This window comes from Mesorhizobium sp. AA22 (genome assembly GCF_001672375.2).
Classification (GTDB): Bacteria; Pseudomonadota; Alphaproteobacteria; order Rhizobiales; family Rhizobiaceae; genus Mesorhizobium; species Mesorhizobium wenxiniae.
In genome coordinates, this window is record NZ_CP048406.1 from 2,274,642 (window position 1) to 2,288,124 (window position 13,483).

Sequence of the window (13,483 nt, forward strand, 5' to 3'; positions counted from 1 at the left end):
TGGCAGCACGATTCCGAACGGAGGCGCTTCGCTATATCGTGCGCATCGTCTACCGTGGCCGTTCATCCCGGTGCAGGCTGCGCGTGTCAAACTATCCGTTTTCCTACAAATTGTCTTGGCTGCCACGCTTCTTGAAGCCCTCGCTCAGCGGCGATCAACAAGGCTTTGCGCCGGCAGCCGCAGCGACGATGGTGCCGCCGCCGGCGCGGACGGTGCGGCTCGCTTTCGTCGGCGATATCTCGGCGGTGGCCAATCGCAGAGCGCCGCAATGCGACCCGGCGATCGCTATGTTGCTCGGCTCCGCCGATCTGGTAATCGGCAATTGCGAAAGCCCGGTGGTGGAGCGGCCGAGCGCGACGACGGGAACGAAGCTTGGCACCCATCATGCCATGACCGAGCGGTTTCTCGCCGAGGCGCTGGCGGCCGCCGGTATCTCGCGCGAGAAGCTGGTTTTGTCGCTCGCCAACAACCATGTGCTCGACCAAGGCGTCGAGGGTTTCGACGAGACCGTGGCGGCGCTGACCCGTCTCGGTATCCGCAGCATCGGTACCGCCGCCGGCGGTCCGGTCGAGCGCCTTGCGGTCGGACCGCTGACGATTGGCTTTGCCGCCTTCACGCTGTGGCGCAATGCCGGCGCGGCGGCGTTCGCGGGCCGTGTGTCGATGCAAGCCGACCCGGCACGATGGCCGCGCGGCGCCGCCGTCGACCTCACCTGTGCGGTGCCACATTGGGATTGGGAATTCCGGCATTTTCCACAGGCCGCAACGCGGGCATTGGCACGGCATTTGGCCGCGCAAGGCGTCGGGTTGATTGCTGGCCATCATGCCCATGTCGTGCAGCCGGTGGAGCGGATCGGCAAGGCGCTCGTCGCCTATGGGCTCGGCGATTTTCTAGGCACCGCCTTTGCGCGCCAGCCGTGGCCCGGCCGCATCGGGGGCATCCTGACCGCCGATATCAGCGCTGACGCCGGCACGCGTGGCGCCATTGCCGCCTACCGGCTGCATCCCTTCATGCGGCTGCGCGCCGGCGACCATGAGCGGCTGGTTCCCGTTGAGGCGCTGGAGGGCGCATTAAGGCAAAAGGTTACGGCCCGTTTCGTTGCGGTTTTTGGTAACGGGAATTGATAGCCATAGTTGACTGGTGCTCGGATGAATCGTGTGGCCTCACCACCATCCCAACGCTGTAGTCGCGCGACTTTCGGCAAAATCGGCTATTGTCCGAGCTGGTGTTCGGTCTTTCGACGGTGGGATGGCGATGGAAGCAGCGGATTTCATGCCTGATGAAGCTGACATCGCCGGCATCAAAAGGAATCTCGAGGCCTATGAGGTCGGAAGGGCTGCGGCCTACCGGCAAGTCCGCTGGCGGGTGCCGCTGTTCATCTCCCTGCTGCTGGTATTCGTGGCGCTGGTGGCCTGGCTTTTCAACACGGTCGCCGATCCATACGAACGATGGTTCTCGACGCCGCATGTGCTGCTCTATGTCGTCGGGTTCGTGGCGGCGATCCTGCTCTATTTCCAGGCGATCAAGCCGGCGAGCACCTTGAAGCAATCGTTCCGCAAAACGCTGTTGCCGATCATCTTCGGTTTCATTGAGGATATGCGGTACCAGCATGAGGTAACGCCGAATTCGTTCGACCGGCTGCCGCGCGAGACGATCGGCACTTTTAACAGCAAGCGCTTCGACGACATCGTATCCGGCCGCTACGAGGGATTTCCGTTCGAGCTTTACGAAGCCGATCTCCGGCAAGGCACGGGCAAGAGCGGCACGATAGCATTCAAGGGGATCGTCGTCGCCTTCGAGACCATCGTGCCGTTCCCCGGCATATTGGTGGCCGCCCGCCGGACTGACGTGGCCGTCGGGTTCTTCCGCGGCATGTTCGCCAGCAAAATGCAGGAATTATCATGCGGCGTGCCCGAGCTCGATGCCGCCTACGACTTCCGCACCGACAATGTCGAGGCGGCGCAGCCGCTGGTGAGTGGCCGCCTGGCGCAGGCGCTGACATGGCTCAGCGAGACCTGGCCTGATGATCCGGCGCGGGTTGCGCTCAATGGCGGCGACGGTTTTCTACTGTTGCCGCAAACGAAGGACTTCTTCGACCTGCCTGATAAATCGGTGCCGCTAGACTACGCCAAGCATGTCGCGCCGATGATATCAGATATGGGCGCGATGCTGGCAACGGCGGCGCTGGTGCGCAAGATCGGCGCAAAGGACAAGGCGGCGGGTTAGCCGCTGACGTTCAGCCATCGTCGGCTGCGATCAAGGCGCTGAGCGGCATCGCCTGAGGGCGCTTACAAACCGTTCGGCATTTTCGCCGCCAGCCAGTTCGCCGACCGCTTGGCCATTCCGAGGGTCGCGGATGCGGCGCGGCCAAGGTCGGTTTTGACCAAGGCGTAACCGTTCTTCGTGCGATACAGCACCGAGCGTCCGCCATCGACCGCGGCGCTTCAAAGGCGACCGGCCTGGCAGCCTCTGTTTCCGTGGCTGTTGCCTGCGACCCGACAGCAACGCTGGGCCGACGGCTCAATTCGGACGGGAGTGGGTCGGTGGCGGTCTGCGCTGCCACCGCCAACTCAACCGTCGAGCCGGTCGCGGCAAGCCGCGACGAGGTCTGCGTCGTGCGGCAGATGCCGGACACGAGCGGGTAGTTGAAATTGCGCGCGTGCGACATCTGGCTTTTTATCGCTGCTTCGCAATCGGCGATGGTCGACCACTTGGCCGGCGTCTCGCCGATATACTCGCAAAGCCTGGCATCGCAGTCGCAGCCGACGATGGTCATGGCGACAAGGGTGGTCTTAATCACGGTCTTGTCCCTTCGAATTGCCTTGGCGAGTGCTACAAGGACGTGCGGCGCTGGTGCGTTCACCAATTGCCGTAGATCAAGGCGGGATTTGGCCGCGATTGTGGAATGTGCGTGGTGAAGTACAAGAGAAGGTTTCAGGAGTTCCGCCTGTGGCCGAACTTCATCAGTAGTCGCAGACGTGCTCAAGCGTGGCGCCTGCCTTCATCACTGCCGGCAGAACGGAGTGCAACTCGATTGCGCCTGATGATGAAGATCGTGCCCTCGGCACCGCAGATCGCGCTCGGCCAAGGTGTCCGGCGTACGCTGAAGCCGCGCCAACAACATCGCGGGGATGGCCATGAAAGACAGTCGGCGCCGGGATTTCTCCCAGCGCCTCCCTGTCAGATCAGGACACGGTCGCGGCAGCAACTTCCGTAAAGACGTCGCGCCATGCCGGCCTTGATGTTGACGGTCCTGCCAGCCACCGCCCGAGGGCAGCGTCCGTTCGGGACCTCGCCAGTCTCCACCCTTGCGAGCTTCGTCCAGCGCGCCATCGAAGGTTTTTGCCGTCCTTCATGGCAGCATCGGTCCGCCGTAGGCGTTCGCACGCTTTCCGCGGCCCCGTAGGTCTCGGCATCCCTCCTCAAAACAGGCAAGCCTGCCTTCATTCGGAGCCGTACGGGCCTCAGGAAATCCGCCGTTTCGCTTTGCCCTTCGACTTGGCGATCGGTAGCCGCCTGAGATGGGTTTAACATACGGGGGATAAGCGTCTGGCGAAACAGCCACGAGCCTGTGGATAGCGGGATTATCGGGGACCAATCGCCCTCAACCTTAGCTATAGCTACGATACGCGCGCCTTCTCAGCCAGAAAGTCCAACATCGCACGAGCGCGGATCGACTGGGGACCATCCCGGTCAATGCCGGCAACACGGAATACTTCACGATCTTCCGGGCAGAACTCGTCGAGAATTGAGAGCAGTCGTCCCTCGGCTATATCTAGCTTGACCGTGAAATCGGCGAGTCGCGCCAGTCCAGTTCCTCCGATTGCAAGGTGGCGAAGGGTCTCGGAATCGCTTGCTCGCACCCGCGCGTCGATCGGCACTGTGATCGTGTAACCGTCCACCCGGAAGGACCACCGTTGGTTCGGGACCGAATGGACAAGGTCGAGTATGCAGTGGGTCTTCAAATCTTCGATCTCCTTCGGCCTTCCGAAGCGATCCAAATAAGACGGTGCGGCAACGATCTTCATCCTGGCCGCTCCCAATTCGTTCGCGATGAAACCAGGGGCTCCCCGAACACTGGCGAGTACAGCAGCATCAAACGATCCCACTGCGGCGTCGGACGCCTCATCGGACTGCACGATATCCAATGCGAGTTTCGGGTAACTCGCCAAAAATTCGGGCACTAGCGGCGCAAGGATGTGTATCCCGAAAGACGGGGGCGTGTTCAATCGGACACGCCCTACAGGGTGTTCGCCGGACGCTACGTTGCGCTCGGCTTCTTCAAGATCGGCGAGGATGCAGAGGCTGCGTTGATAGAAGCTGGATCCTTCAAATGTAGTTGAAAACTGCGGGTCGATCTGTTGATGAGGCGCACGCCAAGGCGCGATTCCAAGCGAGCGATAAGCTTGCTCACGGCCGAGGGGGCCATTCGACAGGCTCGAGCCGCGGACGAGAACCCCCCGAGTTCGACGACCCGCGTGAAAACTTCCATCTCGCCAGACCGATTGACCTCCGGCCGTCCCATACTGACCTCAAGTCGAAGGTATTGCGCCAGAATTCTGTCGAACACCGAGGCCGCCGATGCAGACATACTTGGTGTCGAGATAGTCTTCCATGTCCTGATGGCCGCCTTCCTTGCCGAGGCCGGACTCCTTGACGCCGCCGAACGGCGCCTCGACCGTGGTGATGCGACCTTCATTGACCCCGACCATGCCGTATTTCAGCCCTTCCATGACGCGGAACGCCCGGCCACGATCGCCGGTGTAACGAGGTGCGCGCTGTCGACCAGAGAAGGATCGTCATTGTGCGGCCGCATCGGCAGTCACGGACGGACCGGCGCGACCGTCGAGCAGTCGACTTCTCTGCCGTCATTCACCGCTAAAGAGAACGGCCGCTGTCAGGGTATCGGCGACCACCTTGTTTCCCTTTGGCGACAGGTGCAGGTGATCGGCTTGCAGATCAGCGCGGATGGCAACCGGATTTTCGGGATCTGCCAGAAGCTTGTCCAAATCGACCACCGCGTCGAACTCGTCGCTGGCGCGTATCCAGTTATTGATCTCTTGACGCAATTCGTCTCGCTTGAGGCTGTAGTATCCCTCAAGTGGACTGCCCTTCAGGGCATCCTGGAATGGTGTGAGAGTCCCGGCCACTATACGCAGGTTATGCGCATGGGCCATCGCGATAAGCTGGCGATAGCCAGCGACTATCTGCTCCCTGGAAAGGAATGGATCGTCCGGGCCAAATGCCTGCCCCGGCCACGCGATATCGTTGATGCCTATTAGCACAATGACGGTTTCCAGATTGGGCACGCTCAGCACGTCCCGGAAGAAGCGGGCCATAGCGTTTTCGCCCATTTGCGTGTTGAGCAGGCGTGCACCCGAAATGCCTGCGTTCAGGACTGCCACATTGTCTGGAGCAAGGTTCTCTGCCAGAAAATCCGGCCATCGGGAATTGAGGCCCAGGCCGGAGGCGGCGCCGTCAGTGATGGAGTCGCCGAAAGCGACCACCGCCCTGGTGTGTGCAGGCGCCTCGACAAACACGTCGCTGAGGAAGAGGCGTGTGGTCGTCTCCGTCGGTTGATCGATCGAGGCGTTCTCCACCTGATTTCCGGGTCCAATATAGCCAGTTTCCTCAGCATCCCAATGAAAGGTGTCTATTGGCGTTGGATCGGCGACAAAGATCGAAACGACGACATCGCCGCGGGCCGGTACATTCAGCTCAACCGGATCGCTGATGGCTGGTGCCCCCGCGGGGATAGAAAGCCGCTCCGATCCACTGAAGGTAACCAGCTTGTCGGTGCTGGTTTCGACCGCCGATCCGCCCGCGCCTGTTAGCGCAACATGAACGGACTCAATGACCAGGGGGGCTTTGCCATACTCGTTGGACAGGACAATGCGCAGCTTGTCTCCGCCCAGGCTCACGCGCACCTTCTGACGGACGGTTTGGTTCCAGAGGTTAAACGGTAGAAGGGTCGGCAAGGGGAAGTCCCCGTCCCAGGTGGGCTGTGGGCTCGCAGTCCATGATTTCACCCATGTCGAGCCCGCGGCGACAGCTGCGTTGGGTGACGACAGGGCAATGGCAGACGCGGCAACGGCAACGATTGATCCCAAGCGTATCGCCTTAGCCGATGTCGCACACACACTGGTCTTCAAAGACATGTTAATCCTTCCAGAAACTTTGCATGGAGTCGTCTTTCCGATCGCTTACGAAACGATCGGCTGTCGATTGCCGCTTTCGGCAAGCTGCCGAGCAATCTCTTCGATGCCGGCAGCGTCGAGCTTGTAGTGCGCATAAAGATGTGTCGGCGGGGCGATCAGGCTGTACTGGTCATAGATGCCGTGCCGGCGAAGCTTTACCGGCAATCCCTCATCGGCGAGCACCTCGGCGACTGCACTCCCGAGCCCGCCAAGCACATTGTGCTCTTCGACCGTCAGGACAGCTCGGGCGTTGGCCGCAGCATCGAGAACGGCGTCGCGGTCGAGCGGCTTCACCGTCGCCATGTCGATCATACCAATGCTGTAGCCTTTCGCGTTCAGCGATCGTGCCGCCAGCAATGCTGGATGAACCGTCGAGCCGCAGGCGACAATGACAAGGTCCGATCCATTGAGATGCTTGATCGCCTTGCCAAAGACGAATGGCGTACCGCTTTCGTACACATCCGGATCGCGGCCGCGTTGGATGCGCATGTAGACCGGCTCGGGATAATCGGCAGATGCTGCAATCACGGAGGCGAGTTGCGATCCGTCAGCAGGAGCGACAACAGTGAGTCCGGCGATCGAACGTGTGATGGCGAGGTCCTCGGTCGCATGATGTGAGGTGCCATAGAAGCCCAGCGATATTCCGGCATGATGCCCGATCAGCCGCACCGGCAGAGCGGAGTAGGCAACGTCCATGCGGATTTGTTCGCAGCACAGCAACGCCAGAAAGGACGCGAAAGTGGCAACGTAGGGCTTCATTCCGGCGGCCGCCATGCCCGCTGCCGCGGAGACCATGTTCTGCTCGGAGATCCCGAACTGCACGAACCGTTCCGGACACATCCGGGCGAACTTCGAGAGCCCATTGGAGTATTGCAGGTCGGCGGTACCGGCGACGACCGGTTCGCCTGCTGATACCAGCGCCAGGAGAGCGTCTGATAAACAATCGAGCCCGGGCGTTTTGGAGTTGAGTTGGCGATACTGCCAGGAGTCTTCAGACAGAGGACGGGTCATTTCAAAGCTCCATCGACTCGATTTCGGCGATCGCACGCGCTGCGTCGTCGGGCGCGAGATAGCCCAGATGCCAGCCCGGTTCAGTTTCCATGTAGGAGACCCCCTTCCCCTTCACGGTATTGGCAAGAATCATGACTGGTTTTTCGCGTGTCTTGTCCGCCTTTAGGGCACGCAGTAGCGTTGCTAGCGAAGCCACATCATGTCCATCGACGACATGCGTTTCCCAACCGAAGGCGATCCACTTGTCCGGGATCGGCTCGATCCCGATAATGTCGTCGACGCACCCGTCAAGCTGAAAGCCATTGCGATCGATTATACCGACAAGACGGCCCAGGCGGTTGTGCGCCGCGAACAGAGCCGCCTCCCAGACCTGTCCCTCCTGCAACTCACCATCGCCAATCATGACGTAGGTTTCGTAGTCGCGCCGCTGCATCCGCGCCGCCAGGGCCATGCCACAGCCGGCCGATAGCGCATGCCCGATCGATCCGGAGCTGAAATCGATGGCAGGCACCTTGGTCATGTCGGGGTGATCGCCTAACGGATTTCCCAATCGGGTGTATTGATCGAGCGTTTCCTTCGCCAGATATCCGAGATCCGCCAGAATCGGATAAAGTCCGACTGCGGCGTGTCCTTTGCCCATCATGAAGCGATCGCGATCCGGCCATTTCGGATCAGTTGGATGCAGCCGCATGGTGTCGTAGTAGAGAACGGCAAATATCTCGGCAGCAGAAAATGCCGATGTATAGTGCCCCACCTTGGCGATTTCGATCAGGCGGACGGTTTCCAGCCGACTGAGTCTTGCCTTGGCTTTGAGCAAGGCGATCCGAGCGTCATCCGGTCGGAAATCGTTCGTTCTCGCCTTTGCCGCATCAACGTCCATCGCTGGCGCCTCTCCATTCGCAAGGGAATTGCTCTATTCCATAGCGCGGATAGTTGGGTCCGCCGTGTGAATTAAATTCAAAGCAGTCGTGGCCGTTATTCGGACCAGCCTCCACCATCGTCGTGGTAGCCGTGGGACAAATTTGCCCGCGGAGCCTCAAAAAGCGGAGGAATAAGAACGTGAAGGACGGTATGTTTGTTTTTGATGCCGCAGTGCACTGCCAGGATTTCAGCGACAATCAGATCAAGCCGGGCAGCGATGGTCGGCGCGTGCGCATACTGCGTGAGCAACTGACAGGATTCATCAATCTCACCGGACGACGCGGCCCGCCGCCGGAAGTCGAGACTTTTTCCAATCCCGATCTCGACTGGGGCAACCGGATGCTGTTCGAGGAGGCCGATACCGACATGGCCTGCGCCTGCTCGGTGCCTTTGTTCTCTCATTGGCGAGCCGGGCTCGGCCCGGTCGAGCTCAGCCATGCCCTCGCGCAATCCAATCCCATGCGCATTGTCCTGACCGGCGGAGTAGACCCGGTCTATCACGGAATTGACTTCGCTCTTCGAGAAATGGAGCGCCAGGCCAAGGAACTGGGAGCGATCAGCTTCAAGTTTTACCAATATCAATCGCGCGGCTGTGCTTGGCGCGCGGACGATCGGGACATCGCATATCCGCTATGGGAAAAGGCAATCGATCTCGGCATAAAGATGGTCCAATTTCACAAGGGCTTTCCCCTGGAATTGGGACCGGTTGAGGCTTTTCGCCCGAATGACATCCAATATGCCGCCGCAGACTTTCCCGAACTCAACTTCGGCATCCATCACCTAGGCGATCCCTACGTGGACGAAACCATCTCGATCGCCAGCCGCCTCGAGAACGTCTATCTCATCCTGCCCTTGTGGTTCAATCAGTACTTCCTGCAGCCGCACAAGATGCTGCACCGGCTTGGCGAAGCGCTGCTCTTCGTAGGATCCGAGCGCATGTGCTACGGCTCGGAGGCGTTCATCTGGCCGCATGTCCAGACCTACATCGATACGCTCGCCAATCTGGAAATGCCCGAAGAGCTTCAAGAGAAGTGGGGCTATCCCGAGATCACGCGAGCCATGAGAGAGGATATCCTCGGTAAGTCGTTCGCCAGGGGTATGGGCATCGATATTGAGGCCAAGAAGATGGAACTGGGCCTGGCTGCATGACCCCTCCCTTTTCGATTGATGACCTCGAAGCCGCGCTGGCTAAAGTGCGACCCCTCATCCTCGGTCACGGTGGGGAAATCGAGGTCGAACGGATCAGCGACGAAGGAGTGGTGAGCGTTCGCCTCTCCGGTGCATGCAGGGCATGCCCAAACATGGCGATGACCTATGTCGGCCCCATTCGCTCAATTCTGATGCAGGTCGAAGGTATTTCCGAAGTGGAATGCCCGCAAGTGCGTGCAAGTACCGCTACTCTCGACCGTGTGGCACGTTTGATGGGCGCCCGAAGGTTCAGATGAGACCCCGCGGCACGGCTTCCCTTGGCCGCTTACGCCGGAGCGTTTGTCCCGGGATGTCTACAGCGGCAGGGGGTGGTTCGCGCCGCCCTTGAATTCGACGGTCGTGAACACGAGTTCGGTCTCACCGGTATTCGTTAGGTCATGGACCATAAAGTCCCCCGGACCGAATGCAAAGTGGCGCGTGCTTCCAGGATCATATTCGGTCTCGATTACTTCTCAGTTATCAGGTTAGAACGTGAGCGTCCGGGCGAGACCGCCGTCCAGAAGTAGTCGAGCTGATGGCGGTGGAAGCCGAAGCGCTCACCCGGAGCCAGGCGAATGCTCCAGACCCGCACCCGCTCGGTTTCCGATACCAGGCGCTGTCCCACACGACCGTTCGAAAGCTGCGCACGCAGCTCGGCTTTCAAAGCCTCACTCCAGTGATCGGGGCAAATGATTGATTTTTCTTCCATGAGTTCCTTCAGCCCACCGGGCCCGGCGCTCCGCACTAGAGAGCGCTCTTGCCTTAGGGTATGACGCGCTCACGGCGCAGCCGGTCGAAAACGTCGATGAAGGACTGCTCCGTGTCCTGATATTCCATGAAGCCCAGGGCGCGGCTCTTCGCCATCGAGTTCACGCACTCCATCGGGCGGCCAAGGTCGAGGTCCGCGTGCCAGGGCGAGGCGAGTTCGCTGAGTGCATAGGGCTGGAGCTTATGCTCCTTGACCAATCCATCCCAGGCGGATCCGAATCCGGCCATCTGCTCTTCCAGTGAATTGTATCGCTCGGGGTACTCCGCCGGCTCGATCCCGAAATAGCCGGCAATCACCGACCAAAGCTGTTTCCAGCGGAATACATCGCCATTTGCCGCGTTGAACGCTTCGTTGCGCGCATTGGGCTCCATGGAGGCCCACACGACCTGCTTTGCCAGCAAGCGAGCGTCCGTGATGTCGTTGAACCCGCGATATGCTGTCGGATGGCCGGGAAAAATGAAGGGCTGGCCGCTCGCCTTGCAGATGGAGGCGTGGGTTGCCAAGGTCGCACCGATGTTCATCAGGTTGCCGACGGCATAGCCAATGATTGTGTGCGACCTGTGCACGGACCAGCCGAAACCGTGTTCTGCCGCATACTGCATCGCCACGTCCTCGAGCGCGTAGTAGAAGTTCTTCTGCGGTAGCCGGGGGGCGGTCTCCCGGAATGGCGTTACCGGTGTGTTGTTCGCGTAGTTCTCGAACGGACCGAGGTAGTGCTTCGTGCCGGTGACAACCGCCACATGTTGCACGCAGCGTTTGCCAACGAACGCATCCAGCACCGTGCGCAGCATCGCACTGTTGAGGCGGATGTTCTCGTCCTCATTGGCGCCTCGCGTCCAGGTGCAATAGTAGATATGCGTCGGCTCCAGATCGGCCAGCGCTTTGAGCGCGCTGTCACAGTCCAGAAGATCCACTTTTAGGCTCTTCATGTAGGAAGAGCCGGCGGGCGGGCGACGCGAGAGGCCATGTATGTCCCACCCGCCCAGATCGCGCAGGTGTTCAGCTACGTTCAAACCAACTATTCCCGTCGAACCGACAACGAGGGCGCGTTTCTGGTACATGTAATTTTTCCTAAATTGACGGTGCGTGCGCTAAAGAATCGAGTGGATCGCGCCGCCGTCCGCTCGCTGCGCTGTTCCGTTCATCGCCCAATTCGTTGCGAGCTGCAGGATCGCACGTCCATGCTGTTCGGGATCGATGAGACGTTGAATCAGGGAGCCCGGCTGGTCTTTTTCAAAAAAGCCCCTGACAACGTCGTCGAAGCCGATTCCGCGATCCTTTGCGATACCTTGGAAATACGCCTTGACGCTGTCGGTGGCTGTAGGACCGGGCAGGTAAGCATTAACACGAACATTTGTGCCTCGCGTCATTTCGGCGAGCGCACGGGCGAGCCCCAGCTGGGCCGTCTTGGTCACCGAGTAGTGGACCATGAAGGGAATTGACCGCACTGCGGCCTCGGATGCGATGAAGATGACGCTTCCTGAATTGCGCTGAAGCATCTCGCTGAAGACCGGCCGTGTAATGCGAACGCCAGTCATTAGGTTGGTATCGAAATACTCATGCCAACGCTCGTCGGAAATGGCTTGAAAGTCCTCGACATCGAAGCGGCCGATGTTGTTGATGAGAATCTCGACAGGGCCAAATCCAGTCGCGAAGTCGTGCAGCTTTTTCGCGCCGTCGGGTGTGGTCAGATCCGCCACGACCCCATGCGCATTGGGTCCAATCGCGGTCACCGCCGCATTCAGGCGGTCCTCGTCACGCCCATTTATGACCACCGTTGCGCCCTCCTGATGAAAGACGCGGGCAGTCGCAAGCCCGATACCCGAACTCCCTCCGGTCACGATGGTGACCTTACCTGTGACGCCGAAGTCCATTGCGGTTCCTTCCGTAGGTTGCGAACTGTCGCCTTCGCCGTCGTCGCTGTTTCGTCGGACATTCGCACGAGATGCGACTGTGAACATCCGTCAATTATGTCGAAACAAACTTGACGAAAATTCATAAGTGGACCAGCATCGCGGGAATGCGCGGTCGGGAGGAAAACGCAATGATAAACCGCGGCGGGGAGATGGAAGTCTTTGTTCGTGTTGTCGAGTTCGGCAATTTCTCGGTAACCGCCCGGGCCCTGCGCCTAAGCCCCTCCGCCATCAGCAAGCTGATTTCACGGCTTGAAGATAGGCTCGGCGTTTCCCTGATGGTCCGTTCGACGCGCGGTCTGACACTAACCGCCGAAGGAGAGGCGTTCTACGATCGTGCACAGAAGATCGTGAGCGAGATCGAGCAGTCTGAGAGGCTGGTCACCCAGACCGCGGAGGAGGTGCGAGGAATCTTGAGGGTAAACTGCAACATTCCGTTCGCGCAGCACTACCTGTTGCCGATAGTACCGGATTTTCTGGAACGGCATCCGGGCGTGACGCTGGACCTTGTCCAGACTGATCTTCCGGTCGATCTCATCTACGAACGCGCGGACGTTGCTATAAGGACCGGCGTACTTGCCGATTCCGCTCTCAAGGCACGAAGACTTCTGGAAAGCGCACGACATGTCGTTGCCGCACCCCGATACATCGCTCGCTTTGGTGAGCCCGGCAGCCCGAGCGATCTGGTCAACCACAATTGCCTGAATTTCAACATACGACGCAGCCTCGACGTGTGGCCATTCGAGCGCAAGGGGCCGGAAGGCGCCGATCGTCTTGACCAGCCGGTAAATGGGAACATACGAGTCGACAACGGAGAGACGATGCGTCAGATGGCGCTTGCCGGACTCGGCCTGGCGCGCCTCTCCGACTTTCACATTCTGCCGGACATTGAGGCTGGGCGCCTGGTTTCGGTGCTGGAAGATTACAACCCGGGTGACCTCGAGCCGATCCACGCCCTCTACGTCGACCACGCGCATCTAGCGAACCGGATACGTGTCTTTATCGACTTCGTGGTCCAAGCGCTCCGGCACCGCCGGGATCGCTACCTCAGTCGAACGTGATTGGGCACCGGCAGAGGCGGGTTGGCACTGTCCAGGAACTCCACGACCATGAACCCAAGCGCCGCATTTCCAACATTCTCCAGGTCCCTGACGTGCGGCTCGTCCTTTGGAACGCGCTGGAAATAAACCGTGCCATCGACCAACTCGTAACGGTCAGTGCGGCCGGATGCATGGCGCGATTGAAGCACGCCGTCGCTCAAGGCTATCCAACAGTAGTCGAGCGTATGACAGTGAAATGCCATACGCTCGTTTGGTTCGAGCCTTGCCCGCCAGATCCTTGCACGGACATTCTCCATGACAATCTGGCGGCCGACGCATCCGTTCCGAAGGCTGTCGGCCAATTCCTCCTGAAGCCAGTCCGGCCAACCCTCCGCTTCGGCCGTGGCAGGCGCGCGGGCCGGAAGGGGCCGACTTCGGCGCCGC

General features: G+C 60.0%; 12 protein-coding genes and 3 pseudogenes. 5 read left to right on the top strand and 10 right to left on the bottom strand.

Annotation, left to right across the window (positions count from 1 at the left end; translation table 11 throughout):
• Nucleotides 1–83 precede the first annotated feature (83 nt).
• Together A9K68_RS11200 and A9K68_RS11205 are read left to right on the top strand one after the other, a co-directional pair.
• A complete protein-coding gene (locus A9K68_RS11200; protein WP_065012054.1) occupies nucleotides 84–1,124 on the top strand; it encodes a CapA family protein in 1,041 nt (346 codons plus the stop codon).
• A 130-nt stretch (nucleotides 1,125–1,254) separates the two neighbouring features.
• Entirely contained in the window at nucleotides 1,255–2,226 is a 972-nt protein-coding gene (locus A9K68_RS11205; RefSeq protein WP_065012055.1) for a DUF3137 domain-containing protein, read from the top strand.
• Between the two features lie 62 nt (nucleotides 2,227–2,288).
• Here the strand turns inward: A9K68_RS11205 and A9K68_RS11210 are convergent.
• The 6 genes and pseudogenes from A9K68_RS11210 to A9K68_RS11235 form a co-directional block, all read right to left on the bottom strand.
• A pseudogene (locus A9K68_RS11210) lies at nucleotides 2,289–2,800 on the bottom strand (hypothetical protein).
• An 820-nt stretch (nucleotides 2,801–3,620) separates the two neighbouring features.
• Nucleotides 3,621–4,525, bottom strand: a pseudogene (locus A9K68_RS11215) (LysR family transcriptional regulator).
• A 7-nt stretch (nucleotides 4,526–4,532) separates the two neighbouring features.
• A pseudogene (locus A9K68_RS11220) lies at nucleotides 4,533–4,766 on the bottom strand (aldehyde dehydrogenase family protein); the annotation flags it as partial.
• Nucleotides 4,767–4,868: 102 nt separating this feature from the next.
• The gene (locus tag A9K68_RS11225; protein WP_082982753.1) at nucleotides 4,869–6,158 is read right to left on the bottom strand and encodes an SGNH/GDSL hydrolase family protein; all 1,290 of its coding nucleotides are present in this window, start codon (nucleotides 6,156–6,158) and stop codon (nucleotides 4,869–4,871) included.
• Nucleotides 6,159–6,203: 45 nt separating this feature from the next.
• The gene (locus tag A9K68_RS11230) at nucleotides 6,204–7,208 is read right to left on the bottom strand and encodes a transketolase C-terminal domain-containing protein (RefSeq protein ID WP_065011980.1); all 1,005 of its coding nucleotides are present in this window, start codon (nucleotides 7,206–7,208) and stop codon (nucleotides 6,204–6,206) included.
• Between the two features lies 1 nt (nucleotide 7,209).
• A complete protein-coding gene (locus A9K68_RS11235; RefSeq protein ID WP_065011981.1) occupies nucleotides 7,210–8,088 on the bottom strand; it encodes a transketolase in 879 nt (292 codons plus the stop codon).
• 131 nt (nucleotides 8,089–8,219) lie between these two features.
• Between A9K68_RS11235 and A9K68_RS11240 the strand changes: the two genes are divergently transcribed.
• Entirely contained in the window at nucleotides 8,220–9,278 is a 1,059-nt protein-coding gene (locus A9K68_RS11240) for an amidohydrolase family protein (RefSeq protein WP_246811347.1), read from the top strand.
• Nucleotides 9,275–9,574, top strand: coding sequence for a NifU family protein (locus tag A9K68_RS11245; RefSeq protein ID WP_065011983.1), 300 nt, complete (start codon nucleotides 9,275–9,277; stop codon nucleotides 9,572–9,574). The genes A9K68_RS11240 and A9K68_RS11245 overlap by 4 nt, the downstream gene beginning before the upstream one ends.
• 209 nt (nucleotides 9,575–9,783) lie before the next feature.
• Here the strand turns inward: A9K68_RS11245 and A9K68_RS31685 are convergent, their stop codons facing one another.
• From A9K68_RS31685 to A9K68_RS11260, 3 genes are read right to left on the bottom strand one after another with little or no spacing between them, the layout of a single operon-like run.
• The gene (locus tag A9K68_RS31685; protein WP_246811348.1) at nucleotides 9,784–10,026 is read right to left on the bottom strand and encodes a hypothetical protein; all 243 of its coding nucleotides are present in this window, start codon (nucleotides 10,024–10,026) and stop codon (nucleotides 9,784–9,786) included.
• Nucleotides 10,027–10,079: 53 nt separating this feature from the next.
• Nucleotides 10,080–11,147, bottom strand: a complete 1,068-nt coding sequence (locus A9K68_RS11255) for an SDR family oxidoreductase (protein WP_065011984.1) — start codon at nucleotides 11,145–11,147, stop codon at nucleotides 10,080–10,082.
• Nucleotides 11,148–11,177: 30 nt separating this feature from the next.
• Nucleotides 11,178–11,960, bottom strand: coding sequence for an SDR family oxidoreductase (locus A9K68_RS11260; protein WP_065012056.1), 783 nt, complete (start codon nucleotides 11,958–11,960; stop codon nucleotides 11,178–11,180).
• Nucleotides 11,961–12,130: 170 nt separating this feature from the next.
• Between A9K68_RS11260 and A9K68_RS11265 the strand changes: the two genes are divergently transcribed.
• Nucleotides 12,131–13,060 carry a LysR family transcriptional regulator gene (locus A9K68_RS11265; protein WP_065012057.1) on the top strand — a complete coding sequence of 310 codons (930 nt, stop codon included), beginning with the start codon at nucleotides 12,131–12,133 and terminating at the stop codon, nucleotides 13,058–13,060.
• Here A9K68_RS11265 and A9K68_RS11270 read toward each other — a convergent pair.
• Nucleotides 13,042–13,401, bottom strand: a complete 360-nt coding sequence (locus A9K68_RS11270; protein WP_156768562.1) for a hypothetical protein — start codon at nucleotides 13,399–13,401, stop codon at nucleotides 13,042–13,044. The genes A9K68_RS11265 and A9K68_RS11270 overlap by 19 nt on opposite strands.
• Nucleotides 13,402–13,483: the final 82 nt, after the last annotated feature.

Bases quoted from the DNA above. Each gene is read 5' to 3' on its own strand.
- A9K68_RS11255 (WP_065011984.1), bottom strand. From the start codon at position 11,147: ATGTACCAGAAACGCGCCCTCGTTGTCGGTTCGACGGGAATAGTTGGT.
- A9K68_RS31685 (WP_246811348.1), bottom strand. From the start codon at position 10,026: ATGGAAGAAAAATCAATCATTTGCCCCGATCACTGGAGTGAGGCTTTG.
- A9K68_RS11235 (WP_065011981.1), bottom strand. From the start codon at position 8,088: ATGGACGTTGATGCGGCAAAGGCGAGAACGAACGATTTCCGACCGGAT.
- A9K68_RS11230 (WP_065011980.1), bottom strand. From the start codon at position 7,208: ATGACCCGTCCTCTGTCTGAAGACTCCTGGCAGTATCGCCAACTCAAC.
- A9K68_RS11225 (WP_082982753.1), bottom strand. From the start codon at position 6,158: ATGTCTTTGAAGACCAGTGTGTGTGCGACATCGGCTAAGGCGATACGC.
- A9K68_RS11265 (WP_065012057.1), top strand. From the start codon at position 12,131: ATGATAAACCGCGGCGGGGAGATGGAAGTCTTTGTTCGTGTTGTCGAG.
- A9K68_RS11260 (WP_065012056.1), bottom strand. From the start codon at position 11,960: ATGGACTTCGGCGTCACAGGTAAGGTCACCATCGTGACCGGAGGGAGT.
- A9K68_RS11245 (WP_065011983.1), top strand. From the start codon at position 9,275: ATGACCCCTCCCTTTTCGATTGATGACCTCGAAGCCGCGCTGGCTAAA.
- A9K68_RS11205 (WP_065012055.1), top strand. From the start codon at position 1,255: ATGGAAGCAGCGGATTTCATGCCTGATGAAGCTGACATCGCCGGCATC.